This window comes from Microcoleus sp. T2B6 (genome assembly GCF_036700475.1).
Lineage (GTDB): Bacteria > Cyanobacteriota > Cyanobacteriia > Cyanobacteriales > Microcoleaceae > Microcoleus.
This window is the reverse complement of the sequence record NZ_JAUBOZ010000039.1, coordinates 1-21,809: the sequence shown is the minus strand read 5'-3', so window position 1 is coordinate 21,809 and position 21,809 is coordinate 1. Positions and strand designations below refer to the sequence as shown.

General features: G+C 44.3%; 15 protein-coding genes. 4 read left to right on the top strand and 11 right to left on the bottom strand.

The genetic code is table 11. The features are described 5' to 3' along the window. The first annotated feature begins 63 nt into the window (after window positions 1–63). Window positions 64–1,344, top strand: a complete 1,281-nt coding sequence (locus QUA00_RS18100) for a glycosyltransferase (protein WP_333410572.1) — start codon at window positions 64–66, stop codon at window positions 1,342–1,344. A gap of 44 nt (window positions 1,345–1,388) precedes the next feature. Here QUA00_RS18100 and QUA00_RS18095 read toward each other — a convergent pair whose 3' ends face one another. The 7 genes from QUA00_RS18095 to QUA00_RS18065 form a co-directional block, all read right to left on the bottom strand. Beyond that, window positions 1,389–6,476 (bottom strand): tetratricopeptide repeat protein, encoded by a 5,088-nt coding sequence (locus tag QUA00_RS18095; protein ID WP_333410570.1) that lies wholly within the window; start codon window positions 6,474–6,476, stop codon window positions 1,389–1,391. 43 nt (window positions 6,477–6,519) lie between these two features. After that, window positions 6,520–8,901 carry a glycosyltransferase gene (locus tag QUA00_RS18090; protein ID WP_333410568.1) on the bottom strand — a complete coding sequence of 794 codons (2,382 nt, stop codon included), beginning with the start codon at window positions 8,899–8,901 and terminating at the stop codon, window positions 6,520–6,522. Window positions 8,902–8,922: 21 nt separating this feature from the next. After that, a complete protein-coding gene (locus QUA00_RS18085; protein ID WP_333410566.1) occupies window positions 8,923–9,609 on the bottom strand; it encodes a DUF4214 domain-containing protein in 687 nt (228 codons plus the stop codon). 111 nt (window positions 9,610–9,720) lie between these two features. Next, window positions 9,721–11,439, bottom strand: a complete 1,719-nt coding sequence (locus QUA00_RS18080; protein ID WP_333410564.1) for a methyltransferase domain-containing protein — start codon at window positions 11,437–11,439, stop codon at window positions 9,721–9,723. A 123-nt stretch (window positions 11,440–11,562) separates the two neighbouring features. Further along, window positions 11,563–14,331 (bottom strand): tetratricopeptide repeat protein, encoded by a 2,769-nt coding sequence (locus QUA00_RS18075; protein ID WP_333410562.1) that lies wholly within the window; start codon window positions 14,329–14,331, stop codon window positions 11,563–11,565. Next, a complete protein-coding gene (locus QUA00_RS18070; protein ID WP_333102414.1) occupies window positions 14,318–14,497 on the bottom strand; it encodes a hypothetical protein in 180 nt (59 codons plus the stop codon). Before QUA00_RS18070 ends, QUA00_RS18075 begins: the two co-directional genes overlap by 14 nt. Window positions 14,498–14,512: 15 nt before the next feature. After that, window positions 14,513–14,674, bottom strand: coding sequence for a hypothetical protein (locus QUA00_RS18065; RefSeq protein ID WP_333410560.1), 162 nt, complete (start codon window positions 14,672–14,674; stop codon window positions 14,513–14,515). A gap of 78 nt (window positions 14,675–14,752) precedes the next feature. Here QUA00_RS18065 and QUA00_RS18060 point away from each other — a divergent pair, with 78 nt between their 5' ends. Next, entirely contained in the window at window positions 14,753–15,400 is a 648-nt protein-coding gene (locus tag QUA00_RS18060; RefSeq protein ID WP_333313797.1) for a Uma2 family endonuclease, read from the top strand. 115 nt (window positions 15,401–15,515) lie between these two features. Here QUA00_RS18060 and QUA00_RS18055 read toward each other — a convergent pair whose 3' ends face one another. From QUA00_RS18055 to QUA00_RS18040, 4 genes are all read right to left on the bottom strand, one after another. Continuing rightward, window positions 15,516–16,121, bottom strand: coding sequence for a 50S ribosomal protein L25/general stress protein Ctc (locus QUA00_RS18055; RefSeq protein ID WP_333280129.1), 606 nt, complete (start codon window positions 16,119–16,121; stop codon window positions 15,516–15,518). Window positions 16,122–16,313: 192 nt separating this feature from the next. After that, window positions 16,314–16,682, bottom strand: coding sequence for a hypothetical protein (locus QUA00_RS18050; RefSeq protein ID WP_333410558.1), 369 nt, complete (start codon window positions 16,680–16,682; stop codon window positions 16,314–16,316). A 37-nt stretch (window positions 16,683–16,719) separates the two neighbouring features. Beyond that, complete coding sequence (locus QUA00_RS18045) at window positions 16,720–17,091, bottom strand: hypothetical protein (protein ID WP_333410556.1); 372 nt, start codon at window positions 17,089–17,091, stop codon at window positions 16,720–16,722. A gap of 298 nt (window positions 17,092–17,389) precedes the next feature. Continuing rightward, window positions 17,390–18,730, bottom strand: a complete 1,341-nt coding sequence (locus QUA00_RS18040; RefSeq protein WP_333410554.1) for an adenylosuccinate synthase — start codon at window positions 18,728–18,730, stop codon at window positions 17,390–17,392. A 375-nt stretch (window positions 18,731–19,105) separates the two neighbouring features. Between QUA00_RS18040 and QUA00_RS18035 the strand changes: the two genes are divergently transcribed. Both QUA00_RS18035 and QUA00_RS18030 read left to right on the top strand, forming a co-directional pair. Next, on the top strand, window positions 19,106–20,143 hold the full coding sequence (locus QUA00_RS18035) for an adenosine deaminase (protein ID WP_333410552.1): 1,038 nt from the start codon (window positions 19,106–19,108) through the stop codon (window positions 20,141–20,143). 225 nt (window positions 20,144–20,368) lie between these two features. After that, window positions 20,369–21,673 carry an aspartate aminotransferase family protein gene (locus tag QUA00_RS18030; protein WP_333410550.1) on the top strand — a complete coding sequence of 435 codons (1,305 nt, stop codon included), beginning with the start codon at window positions 20,369–20,371 and terminating at the stop codon, window positions 21,671–21,673. The last annotated feature ends 136 nt before the right edge of the window (window positions 21,674–21,809 follow it).

The following is a 21,809-nucleotide window of genomic DNA, read 5'->3' as shown; positions in this document are numbered from 1 at the left end:
TGCATACCGCAAGACCGCACTTGATCGTGAGTGAGTTAAATTATGAATAACGGGAGATATGTTATGAACAAGGAAACATTAAACTCTAATTTTGGAGTTAATATAGGCGGTTTTGTCAAAGGTGAGTTTGGGCTTGGGGAAGGTGTCAGAGCCAATATTAGATCCATCAAAGCTGCGGGGATTCCCTACACAGTTAATAGCCTGAATGTCCAGTGGCACCGGAACTTAGATACCAGCTACAAAGAGGAAGATTTTGCGGCAGAAAACCCCTATGCAATTAACTTGGTCAACGTGAATGCCGAGTCCCTGGGTACATTTATTGATGCTTTTGGTAAAAGTTATTTTCAAAATCACTACAATATTGGATGTTGGGCTTGGGAACTGCCGACATTTCCTCCAGAGTGGCGGTTTGCTTTCGATTTCTTTGACGAGATATGGACTTACAGCAATCACTCAGCAGAAGCGATCGCAGCGGTGTCGCCTATCCCCGTGATTAAGATCATGCCTAGCCTCGATCTGCCCCAGCCTTCTTTGGGAAAAGGAGCTTTAGGTTTGCCTACAGATAAGTTTATTTTTCTTTTTATGTTTGACTCTCTGAGCACCTTTGAAAGAAAAAATCCCGAAGGAGTAGTTCAGGCATTTATCCAAGCTTTCGGCGAGTCAAATAACGATGTTTTGCTGGTCATAAAGTTTTCTAACTCGGAGCACTATCCTCACCAGCGAGATAAATTTAAGGAGTTAGTGGCAAACTATCCGTCAGTTCACCTGATAGAGGGGCATTTGATGAAGGAAGAGGTGAATGCCTTAATTTACAATTCTGACTGCTATGTATCGCTGCATCGGGCTGAAGGTTTCGGGCTGACAATGGCTGAAGCTATGTTTTACGGCAAGCCAGTAATCGCCACGGCTTACTCGTCTAATATGGAATTTATGAATGTCGGTAATAGTTTTTTAGTTAAATACGATTTGGTGACGCTTGTAGAAGAGCAGGGGCCTTACAAAAGAGGGAACACTTGGGCGGAAGCTGATATCGAACACGCTGCTGCTCTCATGTATTACGTCTTTCACAATTATCCGCAAGCCCAGGAAGTAGGCGCAAGAGCAGCTAGGGAGTTGAAGTCTTTATTGAGTCCGCAGGCGATAGGCAAAAAGGTTAGAAGTCGGGTAGAACATATTATGAATATGTGGACAACGAACAACTTTTATAGAGCCAAAGATTACTTTCAAGCTCAAGCAAATTACTTTGAATCCCAAGCCCGAGCTTGGAAAAATACAGCACAGCAAGTGCAGGTAGAATTAAAGCAATGCCAGAAGCTTGCTTCCCGCCAGCCTAAGATTAAATAATTAATATCAATCTTGCTTGAACTGTCAAGAGGTAGATCACTGGCTCATCCCCTTTCTTGTAACTGTTTTATGATTTTCCGAGCTTCCTGATAAACTACTTTCCAATCACAATCATAATTGCGATTAGGAGGATGAAATGTACTCGCCTCATCATCAACAATATACTCCAAAGATATAAAGACTGGCGGCACAATGTTTTCTCGACTCTCTATCCAATATCTTTGAGCAGTGCTAGCACAAGCCTCCCTGTTTCCATGTATCACCCCTGGTTTGTTAGCAATCCATGATATAAAGGTAAGCCCGGATCCTCCCGGTGCAATAAACAGATCCATAGCTTGATCCCAAGCAATAGTTTCATAGATCATGCAACCTATGGCGCTATCTATATAGATATCAGGCGGAATAAGAGTGCGAATTTGGTCAACAAGTGCGTTCTCGCTTTCAATCATCTTTTCCAAATCCCACGTATGATCGGTTTTCTTCACGTCCTTATTAAGTTCTTCTCTTTCTGGACGTGAAAATCCCTCAAATACAACACCCATATTCGGAAAATCTGGATAGAGGCTTGTGATAATGTTAGCAATTCCTTCTACTTGAGACAGCCAGACTCTATTGTGCGTACGCAGTTGAAAACAAATTAGGGGGAAATGTTTCTTGCTTCTGTCAATCTCTTCTAAAAAAGTTTTAGAGCATTTCTTGCGGTAAGCTTCAGAGATTCTTGTTGCCAATCCCTGAGTGATAAAATAGCCAGTTGCTCTCAGAGCAAAATAGTTTTTTTCTAAGATTGTTTTAAAGACAGTCAAATTGTCGGGTATTTGGACAATCTTCTCGCAAGGAATTTCGGCAAAAATATCGGTCAATTTTAAATATTCATGAGGTCCCATTAAGAATTTGCTGATTCTGTTCAAGATTCCATTATCATATAAGTATTGAAGTCCCGTAACATCATTCCACAAGTAATGCCCCAGGTTTGGGTAAAAACCTTGAGTTGCAACCAGTTCTTTGGGTGAATTTGATGATATATAACGCTTAAAATCCTGCCAATAACTAACAGTGTAACTTTTAAATCTATTAATCTCAGCTACAATATATGGGTCTTTTATGTGATAAATAATTAAATTTAAACGAGGTAAGTAAATACAAACTTTACATCCTAAATTATGTCCTATTAATAAATAAAATACTTCACATCCTACAAACCTATAAAAAAGGATTTGAAGCCAACTAACACTATGAAATGACTCTTGAGACCTCATAACTTTACCAGTTGTGGGGCAGACTGAATAAATATAGCCAGTTTCTACAATACTTTTACTACAAGCATAGTTTTTCAATGCTTGCCATACAGTTGGAGCTTCGCCTTCTACTTGTTTTGAAAGCTGGTGTTTTGAGCGACAGTTAAAACTATTAATATAAATTTCTTCTAGAAAGATATCATCCTTGAAAATCAACTCCAAATTTGCTAATGACAAGCCAGAATCCCGAAGAAACTTTTTGTCGTTTTCAGTTAAAGAGGAGAGGAAAATCTCTCGATATTGGCTATTTTTATCAAAATATTGGTAGGCAGATTGCTGATTGAGTTCGGTTGAGTAATCAGGAAAATTCTCATCAAGCCTAATGGGTATTTGATTCAATCCATTCCATATATTTTCGTAGATGGCTTCCTCCCTAAGCTTGAGCTGGGGTGATTTTTGGAAGTAGGATATTGCTTCATCCAGCATTCCTTGCTTTGCTAGTAATGCGGCCATCATGTAATGAGTGCTAGCAGACAGGTAGACATCTGCCGTGTCGGACTGTTGACCGACTTGGGTGAGAGCTTCCCCTAAGCTGTGGTAAAATTCTGCTGAGCTTGCATTGAGTTCAATCGCCTTCCGAAAACAAGTAATAGCCTCTTTCCAATTGCCCTTTTGGGCGAAAGCTTCCCCCAAACAGCGGCACAACTCGTCAGAGTCAGGATTTAATTCAACTGCACGGCGGTAAGCCGCGATCGCTTCTTGGAAACATCTTGAAACGGTTGAATCGACTAACAGGAATATAAATTCCGATGATTGCCGAATTTGAGCTGGGCATTGCTGTCGGGTGAGTGTGCCATGACGGAGAGAATTGAAGAAGCCGTTTCTGCCCTCTACATCGATCGCCCGTTTCAGATAGGTGCGGTACAATTCCTCTACAAAATCTTCGTCGCTGAGGTGAGAAGTTGCCAGCAAAAAGGCGGAGTCGCTGAGGTGAAGTGGCTCAGTTGAAAAGTCGTTGCTCTGACCTGGTTGAGCGAGCAGTTCCACTAACCAGTTATATAATTGTACCGATTCAGGATTCAGCTCGCTTGCCAAGCTATGGAAGGTTTTTCCTAACTGGTGATGGCATTCAAAAGAGTCTGGGTTGAGTTCAACAGCACGGCGATAATTGACCAGTGCTTCCTCCCATTGATTCTGGGAAACTAAGGTATTCCCTAACTGCAAGTACAATTCAAAGTTATCTGGCGGTAAATTCATGAGATGAGCATACTTTTGTAGAAAATTCCGCCCCATCCTAGAACCACTGTAAATGTCATCAGGATCTACCAGTTGGACAAAGCGAGACTGCAACAGATCATCCTCTTCTGTGTAGTTGATTTTCCCTTCCAGTCGCTCCAACATTTCCCAAACTAAGTCGTTGATCTCCTCTGGAGTATTATCGACAACTTTAACGCCTATAGAATCAAAGTAGTCAACATTTTCAGTGACTATATAAGCAGGAGAAAGCATTTCGGTAAATGTTAGATAGCGCTGCTCATTCTCAGACCAGTAAAGTTTAGGAATAAAGATATCTTGACTAAAGTGCTGTCGAAACTGTATTGATGCCCAGTTTGTTAGAACGCAGGGGACACCAAAGGTAGGGGGGACAACGCTAGGACCTGAAGGCGTACCGATAAAAAAGCGACACTTAGCCCACAGAAAGACATCCATCCAATCACTTTTTGCGTCGCTGTGAGCATAGTCAATTACTTGCGGCATGGGCGGTAGAGGCTTCATCTTGCGATCGCCCATACGGATGACCCATCCTCCTCGTTCTACAATCGATTGGATTGCTAGGAAGTAACTTTCAATATGAGCGTTGCGCCCCGAGCGAGTTGCCCCGGCCCACTGTCCGTTAACATAGCCCGTGTCTCGAACGTGCAGGCTGACAAACCAAGCATCCTTTGGTACGCCAAGTTGCTCCAAACAAGACCAACCACGCTCTTCATCCGTATTGGACAAAGTGTGCAGGTGTGGTCGCTTCTCGGCTTCCCATTGTTTTTGAACCTTCATCACAGCTTCATATAAAGGCAGAGTCTCTCCGTTACTAAGAGTAATCATATTGATGCGGTCTGCCAGATATTTTGTTAATGGGGACAAAAGCTGGATCTGTGCTGGTGGAATTACCACGGGGAAATAACGATACCAGTAGTTCAGGTAACAAGGGTTAGCACTCTGAAATGAGGTCGCCAACAAAATAGTTTGGTGTGTTGGCAACCAGCCAAGGATTTTCATTTTCACATAGTAATCAAGTAAACCCAGATGACCAATAGCACCAGTCCACTCTTGTGTGATAATTCGTATACCTAACTTATCAAATTGATAATTTTTTGCAAGTTCATTTTGAACTTCCGCAGACCTAATTAGCAATTTGACAGCCCAATCATATTTTCCATAAACATAAAACTGGCTGCTAATTAAATGGTAGATTTGCAGCGAGTCGGGTTTGATATCGAGTTCAGCCCGCCGATCGAGCGCCTTCTCCAAGTTATGATAATATCTCTCATAGTTGCTGTCCAGAGCAATAGCACGGCGGTATGCGCCGATCGCTTCTTCTAAGCAAAATGAAATAATGGGAATGATGTAAAAAGGTGTAAATTCTGATGATTTTCTGATATTAACGAGTGAGTGATGGCGTGTGAAGCTGCCATTACCGATATATTGGAGGAAGTAGTTTTTGCCTCCCATATCTGGTTCACGTTTCAGATAAGTGCGATAAACTTCTTCGATAAATTGTTCATCATTTAGTTGTGAGGTTGCTTGCAAAAAAAATTCGTCATTAAATCGGTATAGTTCATTTAAATAGTCGTTCTCTTGACCTTTATGAGAAAAAACTTCTCCTAACCTTGAATATGACGAGAAAGATACTTGGTTCACTGCCATCGCCAATTGATAAAATGTTTCTCCTAAACTATTGTGCAATTCATGAAAGTTAGGGTTAAATTCTATCGCCCTACTGTAGGCGAGAATTGCTTCATCAAGCTTGCCCTGTGAACCTAAAGCTTCCGCCAAACAGCGGTAAGACTCGTCAGATTCAGGATTGAGTTCAACTACAAGGCGGTAAGCCACGATCGCTTCTTGGAAACATCTTGAAGCGGTTGAATCCACTAACAGCGATATAAATTCCGATGATTGACGAATTTGAGCTGGGCATTGCTGTCGGGTGAGCTTGCCATGACGGATTGAATTGAAGAAGCCGTTTTTGCCCTCTACATCGACCGCCCGTTTTAGGTAGGTGCGGTACAGTTCTTCTACAAAATCTTCGTCGCTGATGTGGGAAGTCGCTGACAAAAAAAGTTGGTCGTTGAGGTCGTACAACTCAGTTAAGGAATCATTAGTATTAGCTTGTTGAGGGAGGATTTCCCAGAGTCTTTGATAAGAATATAAATTTTCTGGGGTCAACTCCACGCCCAGCCGATAAAAAGTTTGCCCTAAATCCTGGTAAAATTCATAACAATTTGGATCGATATCAATACTGCGGCGGTAAGCAGCGATCGCTCCCTCGACCTGACCAAGTTGTGCTAAAATTTTTCCTAATTTGTGGTGGCTTCCTGCATCGCTGGGATCGATTTCAACAGCCTTCTGGAAACTGACAATTGCTTCATCCAAACGTCCCTGTTGAACCAAAACTTCTCCCAATTTGCGGTGAAGTTCTGCCGAATTCAGGTTAATCTCCGCAGCACGGCCGTGGTGAGTGAATGCCTCATCCCACTCGCCCTTTTGGATTAAGGCTTCTTCCCAGTTTTGGTGAATTAGTTCGATCGCTTTTCTATATGCCTCGATCGCTTCCTGTAATTTGCCTTCTTGTTTAAATAAGTCGCCACTTTCTAAATAAGTGGCCGCATCGTCTAGATTCATGGAACCTCTTTTATTTTTACTGGTTGATTATAGCACGGGTTAGCTACTTTTGGCTAAGGTATTCTAGAAAATTATTAGCAATCCCTGCCCAGTCAAACTTTTGTTCAACATATTGTCTAGCATTCTCAATCCTGCTGCTTGTGACGGAAATATCTTCCTCTTTCAGACTAGAGATAGCTTCAGAAAAATGATCGAGTTCGGCTATAATGCAGTGCTTTCCATCCTCAATACCCAAACCCCTCGCTCCGAAAGGAGTAGTAATAATCGGAATCCCGGCTGCCAAGTAATCCAGCATCTTCAAGTTAGTCCCAGACCCCGATACCACTGGATTCAATGCCGCGTCAGCTACTCCCAAAACAACATTTTTGATTTCATCATTCACCAATCCCATAAAACTAACATTAGAGGGCAAATGTTCCCCAGAAAAAGCCCAACAAACATTCCCGACAATTAAGAAATTAACCTCCGGCATTCTCGCAGCACCCTTCAATATATAGCGGACAGCCTCTACATTCGGAGCGTGCCAACTGCCAATAAATAATGCTGTAAAACTTCCGTCCAAGCCGAGCTGTTTTTTATGAAAAATCCGCTTGGCTGGCGAAACATAGCTAACCGCATCTAAATCTACTCCGTTAGGAACTTCAACGAACTTATTTAAGTCAGTGCCGTAGATTTCTTTCAGCCGCACAGCGTCATTGTAGCAGCATACCACAATTAAATCGCTGACTTGGCAGCAGTCACTTTCAACTTTGCGAGCGGCTTCTAAAAGCTCCCCTCCTTTTTCATAAGCTGCAAAAATATTCTTCTTGACATCCACTTGCACGTCATGGGCTTCATACCAAATAGGGCGATCGCAAACTTCTTGAATTGCGGGCAAAAGATAGGAATTGCAAGCCACAATCAAATCTGAAGCACTTGCTGCTTTCCTGAGAGCTTCCACATAAGCAGGTGTCAAGCGGTATAGCTGAGGCATAACTACATCGGTAATTTGCAGTACCCCTGTCCTCGACCTGATAGATGCTTCTGCTTCTAAATGCTGCGGTGATTGGGGGATTCTGGTTTCCCAAACTCCCGGAGCAATTTCGCCTTGAAATGCCTCTCCACTATCAGTAAACGTGACTAATTCAACATCAAATTTCTTAGCCAAATGCCGATAAAGGTGAAATACTCGACTTTGACCACCGCCACTTGGGGGGAAAATTGGATAAGTCAAAGCTACAGTAATTTTCTTGCGTTTTTGTACTGCTGTATTCGCGGTGTAGCGAACAGTCTCGCCCAACAAGCGGGCAACAGCATTTTCCCAGGTAATGTCCTCAACCAATTTCTGGCCGGCCGTTCCCATCCGCTGTGCTGTATCGGGATATTCGCACAAATAATCAATACGTTCAGCAATTGTTTTGGGGTCTAGCGGCACTGAATATCCCGTTTCTCCATTGCACACAAACTCGTTCGGTCCCCCTGAATCTGTAGCAGTAATCACAGGCTTTCCGCTCATCATTGCCTCTACGGTAATTAATCCGTAATCTTCGTCGTAGGGAATGTAAAGCACAGCAAAAGCATCAGCATACAGTTCTTCAAGTTCGCGATCGTTAACAAAACCCAGAAAAATAATTCTCGGATCGTCTCCTGCCAGTTGTTTAAGATAATTCAGTTCATCGCCAGTGCCTGCAATTTTAAATTTAATATCGGTTTTGACATATTTCATCGCTTCTATTAAAACACCAATTCGCTTGCTCCCGTACTCCAGGCGACTCGCTGTAAATAGATAATCAGTTTTGCCTGCACGCAGATTTTTGAGGATGGGAGGCGGGTAAATAGTTTCAACTCGACAGCCTGCTGGAAAATAATCTTTGCGGTTAGCAACGTTATTGGCTATCGCAGCATATTTCTTGACAGCACTCGGTGCCAATCCGATACTGTCTAAGTAATGAACTATCTCGCGGATTAGCGGGCCTGGAAACTGGAAAGCATCGGCTGGCAAATACTCGCCATAAGAACGAAGCTGATTAATTTTTTGATAAAACTCGCTGAGCGAATCCCTGGAACCAGTGTTTTTTTGCATGAATTTCTGCAAGGCAGAAATTTCCAGATTATCTGTCGCGTATATTTCTGGCCAGCTTGGTGGATAAGTGTCGTACAAGCCCCGCAACTTGTGCAGCATATAGCAGATGTGGTTGGGATGCTGAACCATCCAAGACGGGTATTTGCCAGAAATAACTAAATCAAAGTGGCTCAGATCCAACTGCGAAAAATGCCAGTAATTATCTATCAGTTCGTCGAAATTACTCTCAGGGCTTGGCAATTTGATTAAATCAGCTTGGTGTGCAGTGTGCTGGTTTATGTGGTGCAGCAGTCCCCACCAGAGGTTTTCAGCACCCCCAATCCGAAACGGAACAGCACTAGGAGCAAGGATAGCAATCTTCATAATTATTAACCGATATGTACTTTAACCGACTTTTTCAGCAGTAACGTCAAACAACCAACCATCTATCAGCTTAAACTCCATGTTGGCAAAACCCGCCAATTCTAAATAGTTAGTCAATAAAATTTTTGTAAACCCAGTAAAATGCCAATCTCCATCATAAGCTTGGGTTCCAAATAAACATTGAACTAATTTTTCTTGAAGCTCCACTGTTTGATATGCTTCTTCTTTGAAGAGTTCAAGTAAATCGATGAGGCTCGTAGTCCTAAGTTGCAATATACCTCCGATTTTCAACAAACGCGCCCATTCTTTAATCGTTAATTGTGTCTCGGCCCTGGGAAGATGTTCTAAGCAATCCTGAGTTATTATTTGTTCATAAAAACCTGAAGGTAGCATATTTAGACATCGGATGTCTGCTACTAAGTCTGGATTGTGATCGGAGTGAAGGTCTACATTTAAGTAACCAAGCTTGATATCGAATCCACAGCCGAGATTTAAACGCTGGGGATATTTAGAATAGTCAAATTCATTCAAGAATTTAAATTCTGATGATTGCCGGAATGCGTCAATAATATGCTGGGGTTTATTTGGGTAACCACCTAGATACTGACAATATGACTGTTTGCCAAACTCATCTGGTTCGCGGTTCAAATAGGTGCGGTAAGCTGCTTGCAAAAAAGCTTCGTCACTGAGGCTGTTAGTTTCTTGCAAAAACGTTTCGTCGCTAAGTTGAATTGTTATCGAATTGTCTTCCACAGTTACCTTATACTCTCAGATAATAGTTGCTTTAACTCACAGTATTGAATAGCCGCCAGGTTCAATTTACAACCGTGTAGCTGTAAAAGCAAAACGGGCGTACACAGAAACATCCACTTGTGGTGCATTCTTCAAGTAGTAAAAGTCAAACTTAAATCGATCTTTGACTGAATTCATTATCCTTTCTTTAAACGATCGCGGGCTGTAAAATCTAGCGTGCCTGTTTCCCCATCCTTGAGCACAATATATTGTTGTCCCTTCGTCAAAACTTACACGAGATGCTAAACTAACTTGGGGGTCGGTTTGGGTCGCTGCCTCTGTATATATGTAAAAGGGACATACAAAAAGAATACCTCCTGGTTTGAGCACTCTGGACAATTCAACAAACAACCTCGTATCTGCATCCCCCTCAAAGTGTTCTATCGAGCAAGTCAATGCAGCTTTTGATGCAAATCCGTCCGGTACAGGCATCGAGCAAGCATCTCCACCAATTTGATTGCCGTTGATACCTGGGGGATACATGATATCTTGGCTGAATGCAGTAGCTTCAGTTAGCCGGTGATAAATTTCAGGAATTGGAGAATTTTCACTGGCTAAATCGACAAAAATATCTTTTTCATTTAAGTTTAAAAGACAGAGGCCTAGGTAATGCTCTAGGGACTTCTCTACTTGATTTCCTGGGTAATAATCTGAATATTTTGTGAGATATGCAGCTCGGTTAAAGTATTCTTTGTAACCCGCGATATCGACTTCATAAGGTTGAAAATAAATTCCTTCTGGCTCGGCTATTTTAACTATAGCGGCTACAACTTCTGGGGAAGAATTGTCGATTCCTGAAGCTACCACTTTATATCCGCTTTTTTTGATGTCTTCCACGCTCTCAGAAAAACTTTTATCGGCAACTCCTGGTTGGTATAAATACTGTTCTTCTTCTTGCGACCTAGCATTTTTTGGTGGTTCTAACTCGACTTCCTGAGTTTTTAATGTCTCTTTTTGAGGAGCGATTCCTGACAAAGTAAGGGCGAGTTTAAATTGGTCTGTATTCGCTGTTAACTTCGCAGGTTTAATTGTTCCTTTGTTTGATGCTGCTGTCGGTTCAATGGTAGTTATGTTCTGACAAACTGTTTCTTCACTGTCGCTATTATCTACTGCATCAATTGCTTGATTGTGATTTTGTTGGTGAAAATAATGCTCATAATTTATGGGTTGTTGTGTAGCAGAAACTAGCTGTTGATGTTGACTTAATTTCCCGATCTTACGGCAAACTAATTTAACTGTAACGCTGCCGAGCAATTCCGCTTCGGAAATTCCTGTAACTTTTCCTCTCCTGTTCATTTTCGCGAACGAAAAACCGCTTTTTAAAAGCTCATAAATAAAGTTTTTTGGAGAACTTCCGCTGCGGTCGAAATCCGTAGAGTTAACAACTATGTACATAGTTATTTGAGGATTTTGTTTGAGAATATTCTGCATCTCATGGAAAATTAAAGGTGCAGCACCTTTAGCATCTAAGTTAATCGCATCTATTTTAGGAATCCCAGCCAGTACAGCATCTAAAGAAGAAGTTTCTACTTCAAAAAAAGTCTCATCAACTGTGGGAGGTAATAAACTGTTGGGTTCATGCACCTCCTTGATTGCTATTTTTACCGTCCCTTCGGTGTCAGAAAGAACAACATTTAAAGTTGTTAATTTATGCTGCTGAGGACTAGCTATTTTCAACTCATGTTTGAGGGAAGCGTATTGAAGAATGCGGGATTGAATGGCTCCAGCAGTAAGATCGTTAGGCATATTTTGTCACTGTCTCCGAAACAACAATTCAAATATTTTCTTCATGACAACGTACAAAGCAGTGTTTCTCCGTCAAGCTACATTTAGAGGTGTTTGTTTTCAAATGAACTCAACTTTTGAACCTCAGAAAATTTTGGTTTCAAGCTCAACAGCTCGACGGTAAGCAGCACTCGCTTCATCTACTTTACCCTGTTTAGCCAAAGCATCGCCTAAATTATTGTAGGTGGCTGGGCTGTCTGGGTTCAATTCAATGGCTCGCCCGAACATCTCGATCGCCTCATCCAGAAAACCTTGTACTATTAGGCTTTCCCCCATACAATGAGAAGACCAACTGTAGTTTGGGTTCAATTCAATAGCGCGGCGGTAAAGAGCGATCGCTTCTTCCCGCTGACCCTGCCTTGCCAGAAGATCGCCCAATAGGTGATAAGCCTCATACTTCTCAGGATTGCCCTCAATAGCGCGGCGGTAACAAACGATCGCCCGCTCGATATCATTCTTTTGCGCGAAAAGCAACCCCAACTGCAAGTGCGCCTCACCACATTCGGGATTTACTTGTAAAGCCATCTGATAAAAGACGATCGCCCCATCCGACCAATTCTTCCGCACCAAAGCATTAGCCAACTCAACATAAAGGTCAGCATCATTCGGCGCAATCTCCAGCGCCTTGTGATACAACTGCACGTCATCACGATTATCCTGAATCGCCTTTCTGTACAAACCCATCGCATCCCGCAAATCCCACTGCGATCGCATCCTCAAAGCATCAGCCAACTTTTGCGAAAGCCACGGCAAATCCGCCTGAATTTCCGCAGCGCGGCGGTAAGCGGCGATCGACTCATCCCACCGTTCCAGGTTCTCAAAAGCCGTTCCCATGTTGTAATAAGTCCACGGAAAATCAGGATTTAACTCGGCCGCGCGTCGGTAAACATCGATCGCCTCCTCCCACCTTTCCATTTCTAGCAACACGTCGCCTAATTTGCTCTGCGACCAGAAGAAATTCGGATTAACTTCGTTAGCACGCCGGTAGGCAACAACTGCCTCATCCCAACGTTCCAAATTCACCAGCGCTTCTGCTAAATTGTTGTGCGCCCAAAAATGGTCGGGATTGAGTTCGATCGACCTTTGGTAAGCCGAAATTGCCTCATCCCACCTTCCCAGCTTAATCAGCGCGTCTGCTAAATAGTTGTGCGACCAACTGAAATCAGGATTTAACTCTGTTGCTTTCCGGTAAGACTCTACAGCTTCTTCCCACCGTTCCAGCTTCAGCAACACATCGGCTAAATTGTTGTGAGACCAGCTAAAATCAGGATTTAATTCGATCGCCTTGCGGTAAGCATTTACAGATTCCTCCCACCGTTCCAACTTAACCAGCGACTCAGCTAAATTGTTGTGCGACCAAGAAAGATCGGGATTGTTTCTAATAGCATTAGTGTAAGCATCTACCGCGGCTTCCCACTGTTCTTGACCCTTAAGAATTTCGCCTAATTCGTGATATGCTGCGCCTGAATTTGGGTTCAACTCAACCGCGCGCCGGTAACAGTCAATTCCCTTATCTACCTTACCTTGCTCGATCAAAGTTTTGGCTAAATTTTCGTGTTCCTCAGCGCTGCCAGACTTCGGGTCGATCGCAAATGCTCGATACCAAGCCTCAGCCGCCTCCTCCGACTTGCCTAACTGCGTCAAAAGTTTCGCAAAATTGCGGAAAGCACCCGCAAAATCCGGTTTCAGGGCTATCGCCTTTTCGTAAGCAGAAACCGCTTGCTGCCACTGTTCCTGCTGCGCGCAAATGCTGCCGTAATTAGCATAAGCTTCGGCAAAATTAGGGTTAATTTCTATTGCTTTGACATAGCAACTTTTAGCTTCATCAATTTTGCCGCCAGCTTGCAGGGCGTTGCCCAGCATTTTGTAAAGTGGCGCTTCCGGCTTAATTTGCAGTGCCTTCTTGCAAGCTGCGATCGCCTGTTCCAATTTGCCCTGAGCAAAATAGCCTTCTGCCAGTATTTTGTATGCTTCTGGATCTTCTATATTAATTGTAGAATTAACTGCCTGCTGCACTGGCGGCTTAACTGCCTGCTGCACTGGCGGCTTAACTGCCTGCTGCACTGCGGTTGCTGCGGGCTGCTGCTTAACTGCACCGTTTGTCGCAGTTGCACCCGCCAAAGTTTGCTGTCCCTCGCTGCCATTTCTGGCATTAGCTGCGTTCAGTTCAATAGCTTTGCGATAATATGCTGTCGCTTCTTCTAACTTGCCTTGTTTTTTGAGCGCTTCGCCCAAATTTTGGTAAGCAGTAGCCACATTAGGATTTAATTTTATAGCGCGATCGTAACAGGCGATCGCTTCCGGGTATTTTTCCTGCCGAAAAAAAGCGTCGCCCATATTCAAGTGTTCCCCCGGCGCTACTTTTTCCGGTTCCAAACTAAATGCTTGATACCAGCACTGCTGGGCTTCTTCCGGTTTGTTAATTTGTCCGAATACTTTTGCTAAATTCCGGTACACTCCCGCGAAATTCGGCTTAATCGCGATCGCCTTTTGATAAAATCCGATCGCCTCCTGCCATTTTTGCTGCTGCGCGCCCAGGCTGCCCAAATTCGCATATACTTCCGCAAAATTCGGTTCTATTTCAATCGCTTTAGCGTACCAGTGCCGCGCCTCTTCCATCCTGCCTTGAGCTTGCAGCGCGTTGCCCAAAGTCTTGTAAGCTGGTGCAAAATTGGGGTGAATCTTCAAAGCTTGCTCGCAGGAGGCGATCGCTTCTTCTATTTTTCCTTGGGATAAGTATGTTTCTCCCTGTTGGTTAAATTGAACCGCTGTTGATTCTGTACTGACTGTTGATGGCATAGGGGCGGCGGCTCCACAAGTAGCAAGTAAATTATAGGATTCAAAATGTTTCACAATTATACAGCGGTTTGACGCCAACAATTGCCGTTTTACCAAAGCTGTCGAGAATGTGATGCAAAGGTTCAACAATAGCAGAATACGATCGCGAGCGCGCAACTCCGGCAAAAAAGCGATCGACCACCTCCGCCTCGGTTTTTTCCCGGCATTCTAGTGCTTGCACCGGAGATACAGGTTTTCACCCCCCATGAGGGATGCCTGATTCGGCGGCTGTCAGGATTTTCGAGGTTTGGTTTGTACCTCTAGAAACTTGAGAAAGTCGATAGTGCAGCAGACGAAGTTCCAGCGGCAATAGTTCCTCACGCACCAAAATCGATCGCAGGTATCCGGGCTGCACCACCAGACTTATGGAAGAAATATATTAAAATAATTAACAGTAAATGTTCTGTCAACTTTCGCTTAAATTGCGGTAATTTTGATGTTGTTAGAGCCACCACCTCAACTTGTCGGAGAAAAGCGCCTCACCTTTCGCGGCCTCGATTGGCAAGCCTTCAAGCAAATTCAAAGTTTGCTGAGGGAGCGCACTCGCGCCCGCTTTACTTACGATAACGGAGTGTTAGAAATCACCATGCCCCTCGAAGAACACGAACGCTCTGCTCGTTTGATTGAGCGATTCATCTTAATCCTGATCGTTGAGATGGGGATGAGAATGAAGACGATGGGATCGACTAGGCTCGATCGAGAAGACCTACTCAAGAGCGCCGAGCCAGACAATGGATATTACATTCAGAATTATACCTTAGTTGCCGATCGCCTGGTTAATTTGAATGTCGATCCAGCCCCGGATTTAGTGGTGGAAGTGGATATTACCCATACCGATCTCAATAAAAATACACTTTATGCCAGTATGGGCGTGCCGGAATTTTGGCGGTTTAACGGGCGGGTATGGCGGATTTTGCAATTAGTCGATGGGGCTTATGTCGAGCGCGATCGATCTCCGACTTTTCCCATTATTGAAAAAACTGATTTATACCGATTTCTCGAAGCGGCTTTCATCGATGAAATTGCGGCACAGATTGATTTTAGTCAATGGGTGCGACAGCAGATTCAAGGCGGAGTAGAGTAAGTGCGATCGAACCCAAACGAGAATATCCTTTTTAGCAAAAAACGATCGCCCTTTTGGGAGAAAGCGATCGCCCTTTTTTTGCAACCATTAGTTAACAACTATTAGCAATTACTAATTAAGCTGCTGCGGCTGCGTCTTCTTCTGCGTCTTCGGCTTCAGAACCTGCTTGAATTCCCAGCACGCTAACAACCACCTGATCTGGTTCGCCGAGAGCTACCACTCCAGCAGGCAAAACTAACTCGTGAATGTGCAGCGCATCCCCAACCTTTAAATGAGAAATATCTACTTCAATTGCTTCAGGAATGCTGTCTGGTTTGCACTTAGCTGCGAGTTGCGTCAGCACGGTATCCAAAATGCCGCCTTCTAACTTGACGCCGACAGGTTCGCCGACAAAACGCAGTGACAATTCAACTTCCAGGCTGTCTTGAGTTGCCACGGAGAAAAAGCTCAGGTGATAAGGATAGCCCTTCCAAGGATGAACTTGAACTTCCCGCAGCAAGGTTTTTCCGCTCCAAGAGAGGTCGGGAATGCTGAGGTCAATTAGGGTATTGTTGACTACGTGCTTTTTGAGCAGGTGTTCAACTGTTTTGGCTTTGATGGTAAGGGAAATGGATTCAGATCCTTTGTGACCGTAGAGGACGGCGGGAATCAATCCAGAGCGGCGGAGGGCGTTAGGTTTGCTGCCTTCTGCCCGCTTTTGACATTCTACTGCGAGTTCCATTTTCTGACTTTCTGTTGATTGTTTTCACATTTTACCAGAATTGTGATATTGCGATCGAACATTAATCAGACTCTGGTCAACGGTCACACTTTAACTAGCTTGTATGGTGCGTCAGTATTGAGTTTATGACAAAAAATTTAGGTCTTATCAACTGACGCACCCTACTAATTGAACCAGTTGCGTAAGTCCCGATTAAATTCGCTGAAGGTATTGATAATTTTCGTTTTCCACACACTTCAGCAATTCCAGCATTTTCCTCAAACGGTACGTTCCTGCTTGATACTCTTCTTTTGAAGGGGAATCACCCAGCTTAGTAAGAACTGCATCGCTTTCATTGATGATTGCTTCGCTGAAAATTTTCTTGAACTGCTGGCGAATATCTTGATTTAATTCAACTAGAGGCAGAATTACATTTTCTTCATCTAGGTAAATTTCGGTGTCGATTGATGCCCCGCCTATTTTTGAAAATGCTGATTTTGCTAACCACTCGTAAGTAGCTGCTGTTATTCTTACACTATCGGACGGTTCACCATTGGCTGAATAAAAACTGATGTCAAACATTGGGATTACTCCTTCTGGTAAACATCCAGAAACTCATTCAAAGGACTCGCTGAAGATACTGATAATCTTCGTTTTCAACACATTTTAGCAAGTCCAGCAATTTCCTCAAACGGTAAGTTGCTGTTTGATACTCTTCTTTGAGAGGGGAATCTCCCAGCTTGGTGAGGACGGTATCGCTTTCGCAGATAATTGCATCGCGGAAAAAATTTCTGAGCTTCTGGCGAATATCTCTATCTAACTCAACTACAGGTAGCTTCTCCTCTTCTTCATCTATCAAAATATTTCTGGGGACAGATTTGCCGATTTTGGAAAATTCTGATTTGGCCAACCACTCGTAAACCTCTTCAGACATTTCGACATAGTGTGGTGACAGTTCGGTTTTGAAGGCATAAAAAATAAAATCTAACATTAGCTTTCCTCTTGACCTTCCTGATTTAACAACTTACTTTCGGGAAAATATTACAAGTCATTAGTGTCAACTTAAGGCTAAAATCTTTGATAAATCTCACTTTTATTGTAGTCTAGATCCCCCTCGCATACCCCCTACTCCCCATTAATAAGGGGAGTAGGGGTTGACTTTGAGAAGAGTCTTGTCCCCCCCTTCGTAGGGGCGGTGCCCCGTGCCCGCCCTTGGCGCCGGGGGGATCTAGATTTAATAGTCAAACAGCAGTCTCTGACTGGGTTTGACGTTAAGTTTAGACCAATGATTACGAGTGTGCTGCTACAGGCGTACCGTCAGCAGAGAGCAAAGCGCGTTTCGGGCCGTGAATCGGGTCTTCTACAATAATAGTTTGGTCGCGGCTGGCACCGAGAGAAACGATCGCGATCGGCACTTCCATCAAGTCTGCCAAAAACTTCAGATAATTCAAAGCTTGCTGCGGCAAATCTTCCAAATTCCGGCACTCTTCCGTAGACTGTTTCCAACCGGGAAGGGTTTCGTAAATAGGTTGGCACCGAGCAAAGATTCGGGAACTTTTCGGGAAATCAACACATTTTTCGCCGTCAATTTCGTAAGCAACGCAAACTTTTATTTCTTCTAATTCATCCAACACATCTAGTTTGGTAATTGCCAGACAGTCAAGGCCGTTGATGCGGACTGCGTAGCGGCCGATTACCGCGTCGAACCAACCGCAGCGACGTTTGCGGCCGGTTGTCGTGCCGAATTCTGCACCCCGATCGCCCAAAATTGCGCCAATTCCATCTACCATTTCGGTAGGGAAGGGGCCTTCGCCGACGCGGGTTGTATAAGCTTTTGCTACACCAATTACGCGATCGATCGCTGTTGGGCCGACTCCGGTTCCCACACAAGCACCGCCAGCGATGGGATTGCTGGAAGTAACGTAAGGATAAGTACCGTGGTCTAAGTCTAATAAAGTGCCTTGCGCGCCTTCAAACAGAATATTTTTCCGCTTGTAAATTCCCTCATAAATCTTCAGGGAACTATCAACTACGTGCGGCCGCAAACGTTCCGCATAAACTCGATATTCATCAATTACGTCTTGCGGATTTAAAGGCGGCAAATTGTAGAGTTTTTCGAGAAGGACATTTTTACAATTAATCGTCCATTCCAATTGTTCTTGCAACCCATCCAAGTCCATTAAATCGAGCATCCGAATGCCGGTACGTTCCGACTTGTCGGCGTAAGTAGGGCCGATGCCGCGTCCCGTCGTCCCGATTTTATAATTTCCCCGCTGCGTTTCCGATGCTACATCAATTAATCGATGATAGGGCATCGTGACGTGAGCCGTCTCCGAAATCATCAGGGAGGTTGTCGAAATATTCAGTGCCTCTAGCTGATCTAACTCTGCAATTAAAACTTTCGGGTCGATGACCGTACCGCAGCCGATAATACACTCTTTATCAGGGTAGAGAATCCCGGAGGGAATTAAGTGCAGCTTGAAAGTCTGACCGTTGACTACCACGGTGTGACCCGCGTTGACGCCCCCTTGGTAGCGGACAACGATATCTGCGGATTTGCTGAGCAAATCGGTAATTTTGCCTTTTCCTTCATCGCCCCACTGGGCGCCGATTACAACTACGTTAGCCAAGGGTTTCTCGCGTTCTGTTCAGGTTGACACAATCTCCGATTATGTACGAATGCGCCCTAAATGTCAATCTATTTTAGATTTTAGATTTTGGATTTTAGATTTTAGATACGGGCATGGGGCATGGGGCATGGGGCATGGGGCATGGGGCGTGGGGCATGGGGCATGGGGGCATGGGGCATCTCCCAAAAAGCCTGTTTTTAACAGGCAAGATGCCTGTTCCACAAGAATTATCGGAGATGTCTATTGGGCATTAGGCATTGGAACTCACAAATAACCAATGACTAATGACTAATGACTACTGACTAAGGACTACTGACTACTGACTGCTGACTAATTAATTTTTGTTAACATTGAGAAAATAGAGGCTTTGTTGCCATGACTTTACACGCTGAGTTGCACCGCCATCTGGGTGGTTCTGTCGTTCCTAGGGTGCTGTGGCGGTATTTCGATCGCCACAATGCTGAGATGGTTAATCGATTTCCGAAATACTCGGAGTTTGAGGAGTTTTACACTCGTCCGCGCAATACTCTCAATGAGTATTTGGAACTGCACACGCTGGTAGAAAGCGTTCAAACTGTTGAGACGTTGCCTTATTTCATCTATCGGTTGATGCGGGGCGCTTACGTGTTTGAAAATCTGGCTTATTTGGAGTTGCGCTATACGCCTTATTTGCGGACTCCAGAACATTTGAATCAGTCAGAACGCATTGATTTGATGGCAGAAATTGTACAGGTTGTGGGCAAGGCAAGTCAAATTAGCGATTGTCCGATTGTTACCAGCCAAATTTTGTGTATGCACTCGCGTTTACCCTATGAGGTGAATCGGGCGATCGTAGATTTGGCGGCCGGGATGGGAGAATATGTTTGTGCGATCGATATAGCTGGCGGTGATGCTTGTATTGGCGATCGTTTAGATGAGTTTGTCGGATTGTACCAGTACGCGAGGTCGATCGGCATCAAAACTACCGGCCACCTCTACGAAACTACCTCTGGCTGTTATCCCGAACTTCTGCCCTATCTGATGCGTATCGGTCACGGGATTCAAATTCCGTTAAAATATCCCGAACTGCTGCCAGAAGTCGCGCGCAGGGGTCAATGCTTGGAAGTTTGCCCCACTACCTATCTCAAAACGGGGACGTTGCAGGATATGCGCGAATTGAAGGTTGTGTTCGATCGATGTTTTGAAGCTGGTGTCGATATTGCCATTTGCACCGACAACGCGGGATTGCACAACGTGCGGCTGCCTTTCGAGTACGAGAATTTGTTAACTTTGGATATCATTGATTTTCGGCAATTGCAAGCGTGTCAAGAGGCCGCTTTCCGCCATGCTTTCGCGTGGCCCTACGGGGAGCGTCCTGTGAAAATGCTGACGGGTTTGTTGCAACATGAGTCTGTGGAGGCGATCGTGAATTAAGATGCGATCGTGAATTAAGATGAGACGGCGGTTGAAACCGTGTCTACACAAAGGAAGTCCGCCTCCGCGGACTGAAGAAAATAAGGTAATTTCAACCGCCCTCCGATCTTCAACCCGCGGAGGCGGGTTTTGTTTGTATAGACGCGGTTTCAACCGCCGTTTGATCGGAACCGTATTGAGTTATAGTTTGGAAGCATAAGCATCAATATAAAAGGATAAAAAAAGATGACAAATATGGACGCTTACTGGATGCCATTCACTGCCAACCGACAATTTAAAGCGAATCCGCGAATATTGGTTTCGGCAAAAGATATGCACTTTACAAGCGATGATAACCGCTCAATTTTAGATGGTACTGCGGGGCTTTGGTGCGTGAATGCAGGGCACGCCCGCGAGACAATTGCCGAAGCAGTTAAACAGCAGGTTTTGCGTTTGGATTACTCCCCGGCTTTTCAGATGGGACATCCGGGTGCTTTTGAATTAGCGGAACGTTTGGTAAAGATGATTCCGGGCAATTTCGATCGCGTTTTCTTTACTAATTCGGGTTCGGAATCTGTAGAAACTGCTTTAAAAATTGCGATTGCTTATCACCGGGTAAAAGGTGAAGGAACTCGCCAACGATTAATCGGTAGGGAACGCGGCTATCACGGCGTTGGTTTTGGGGGAATTTCTGTCGGCGGTATCGGTACAAACCGCAAGTTTTTTGGCAGTTTGCTGACGGGAGTCGATCATTTGCCTCACACTCACAATCTCGAACACAATGCTTTCAGCCGCAAACAACCGGAATGGGGAGCGCATTTGGCGGATGAATTGGAGCGGATTGTCGCTTTGCACGATGCGTCTAATATTGCAGCGGTAATTGTGGAACCGGTGGCTGGTTCTACAGGTGTTTTGATTCCCCCGAAAGGTTATTTGGAGCGGCTGCGGGCGATTTGCGACAAGTACGGAATTCTGCTGATTTTTGATGAGGTAATTACCGGATTCGGGCGTTTAGGTTCCAGTTTTGCAACGGAATATTTTGGGGTGGTTCCCGATATTGTGACGGCGGCGAAAGGGATAACTAACGGTACGGTGCCGATGGGGGCGGTGTTTGTGAAAGAAGGCATTTATGATGCTTTTATGAATGCTCCTGAAAATGCGATCGAGCTTTTTCACGGTTATACTTATTCTGGTCATCCTCTGGCTTGTGCGGCTGCTTTGGCGACGCTGGATATTTATGAGGAAGAAAGGTTATTTGAACGAGCCGATAAGATGGCTGGTTACTGGGAAGATGCGGTGCATTCTTTGAAGGGGGTGCGGCACGTAATTGATGTCCGCAATCTGGGACTGGTGGCGGGTATTGAGTTGGAATCTATTGCTGGGAAGCCGGGGAAACGGGCTTTTGATTGTTTCTTGCAGTGCTATGAAAAAGGTTTGCTAATTCGGACTACTGGTGATATTATTGCTTTGTCGCCACCGTTGATTATTGAGAAGGAACATATCGATCGCATTGTGGAAATTTTGACAGGGGTTTTGCTGGAGATGGAGTAGGATTAAAAGGAGATTTTGCACCATTCTCTCTTAACAGGCAAGATGCCTGTTCCACAAAATTAACAGGCAAGATGCCTGTTCCACAAAATTAACAGGCAAGATGCCTGTTCCACAAAATTAACAGGCAAGATGCCTG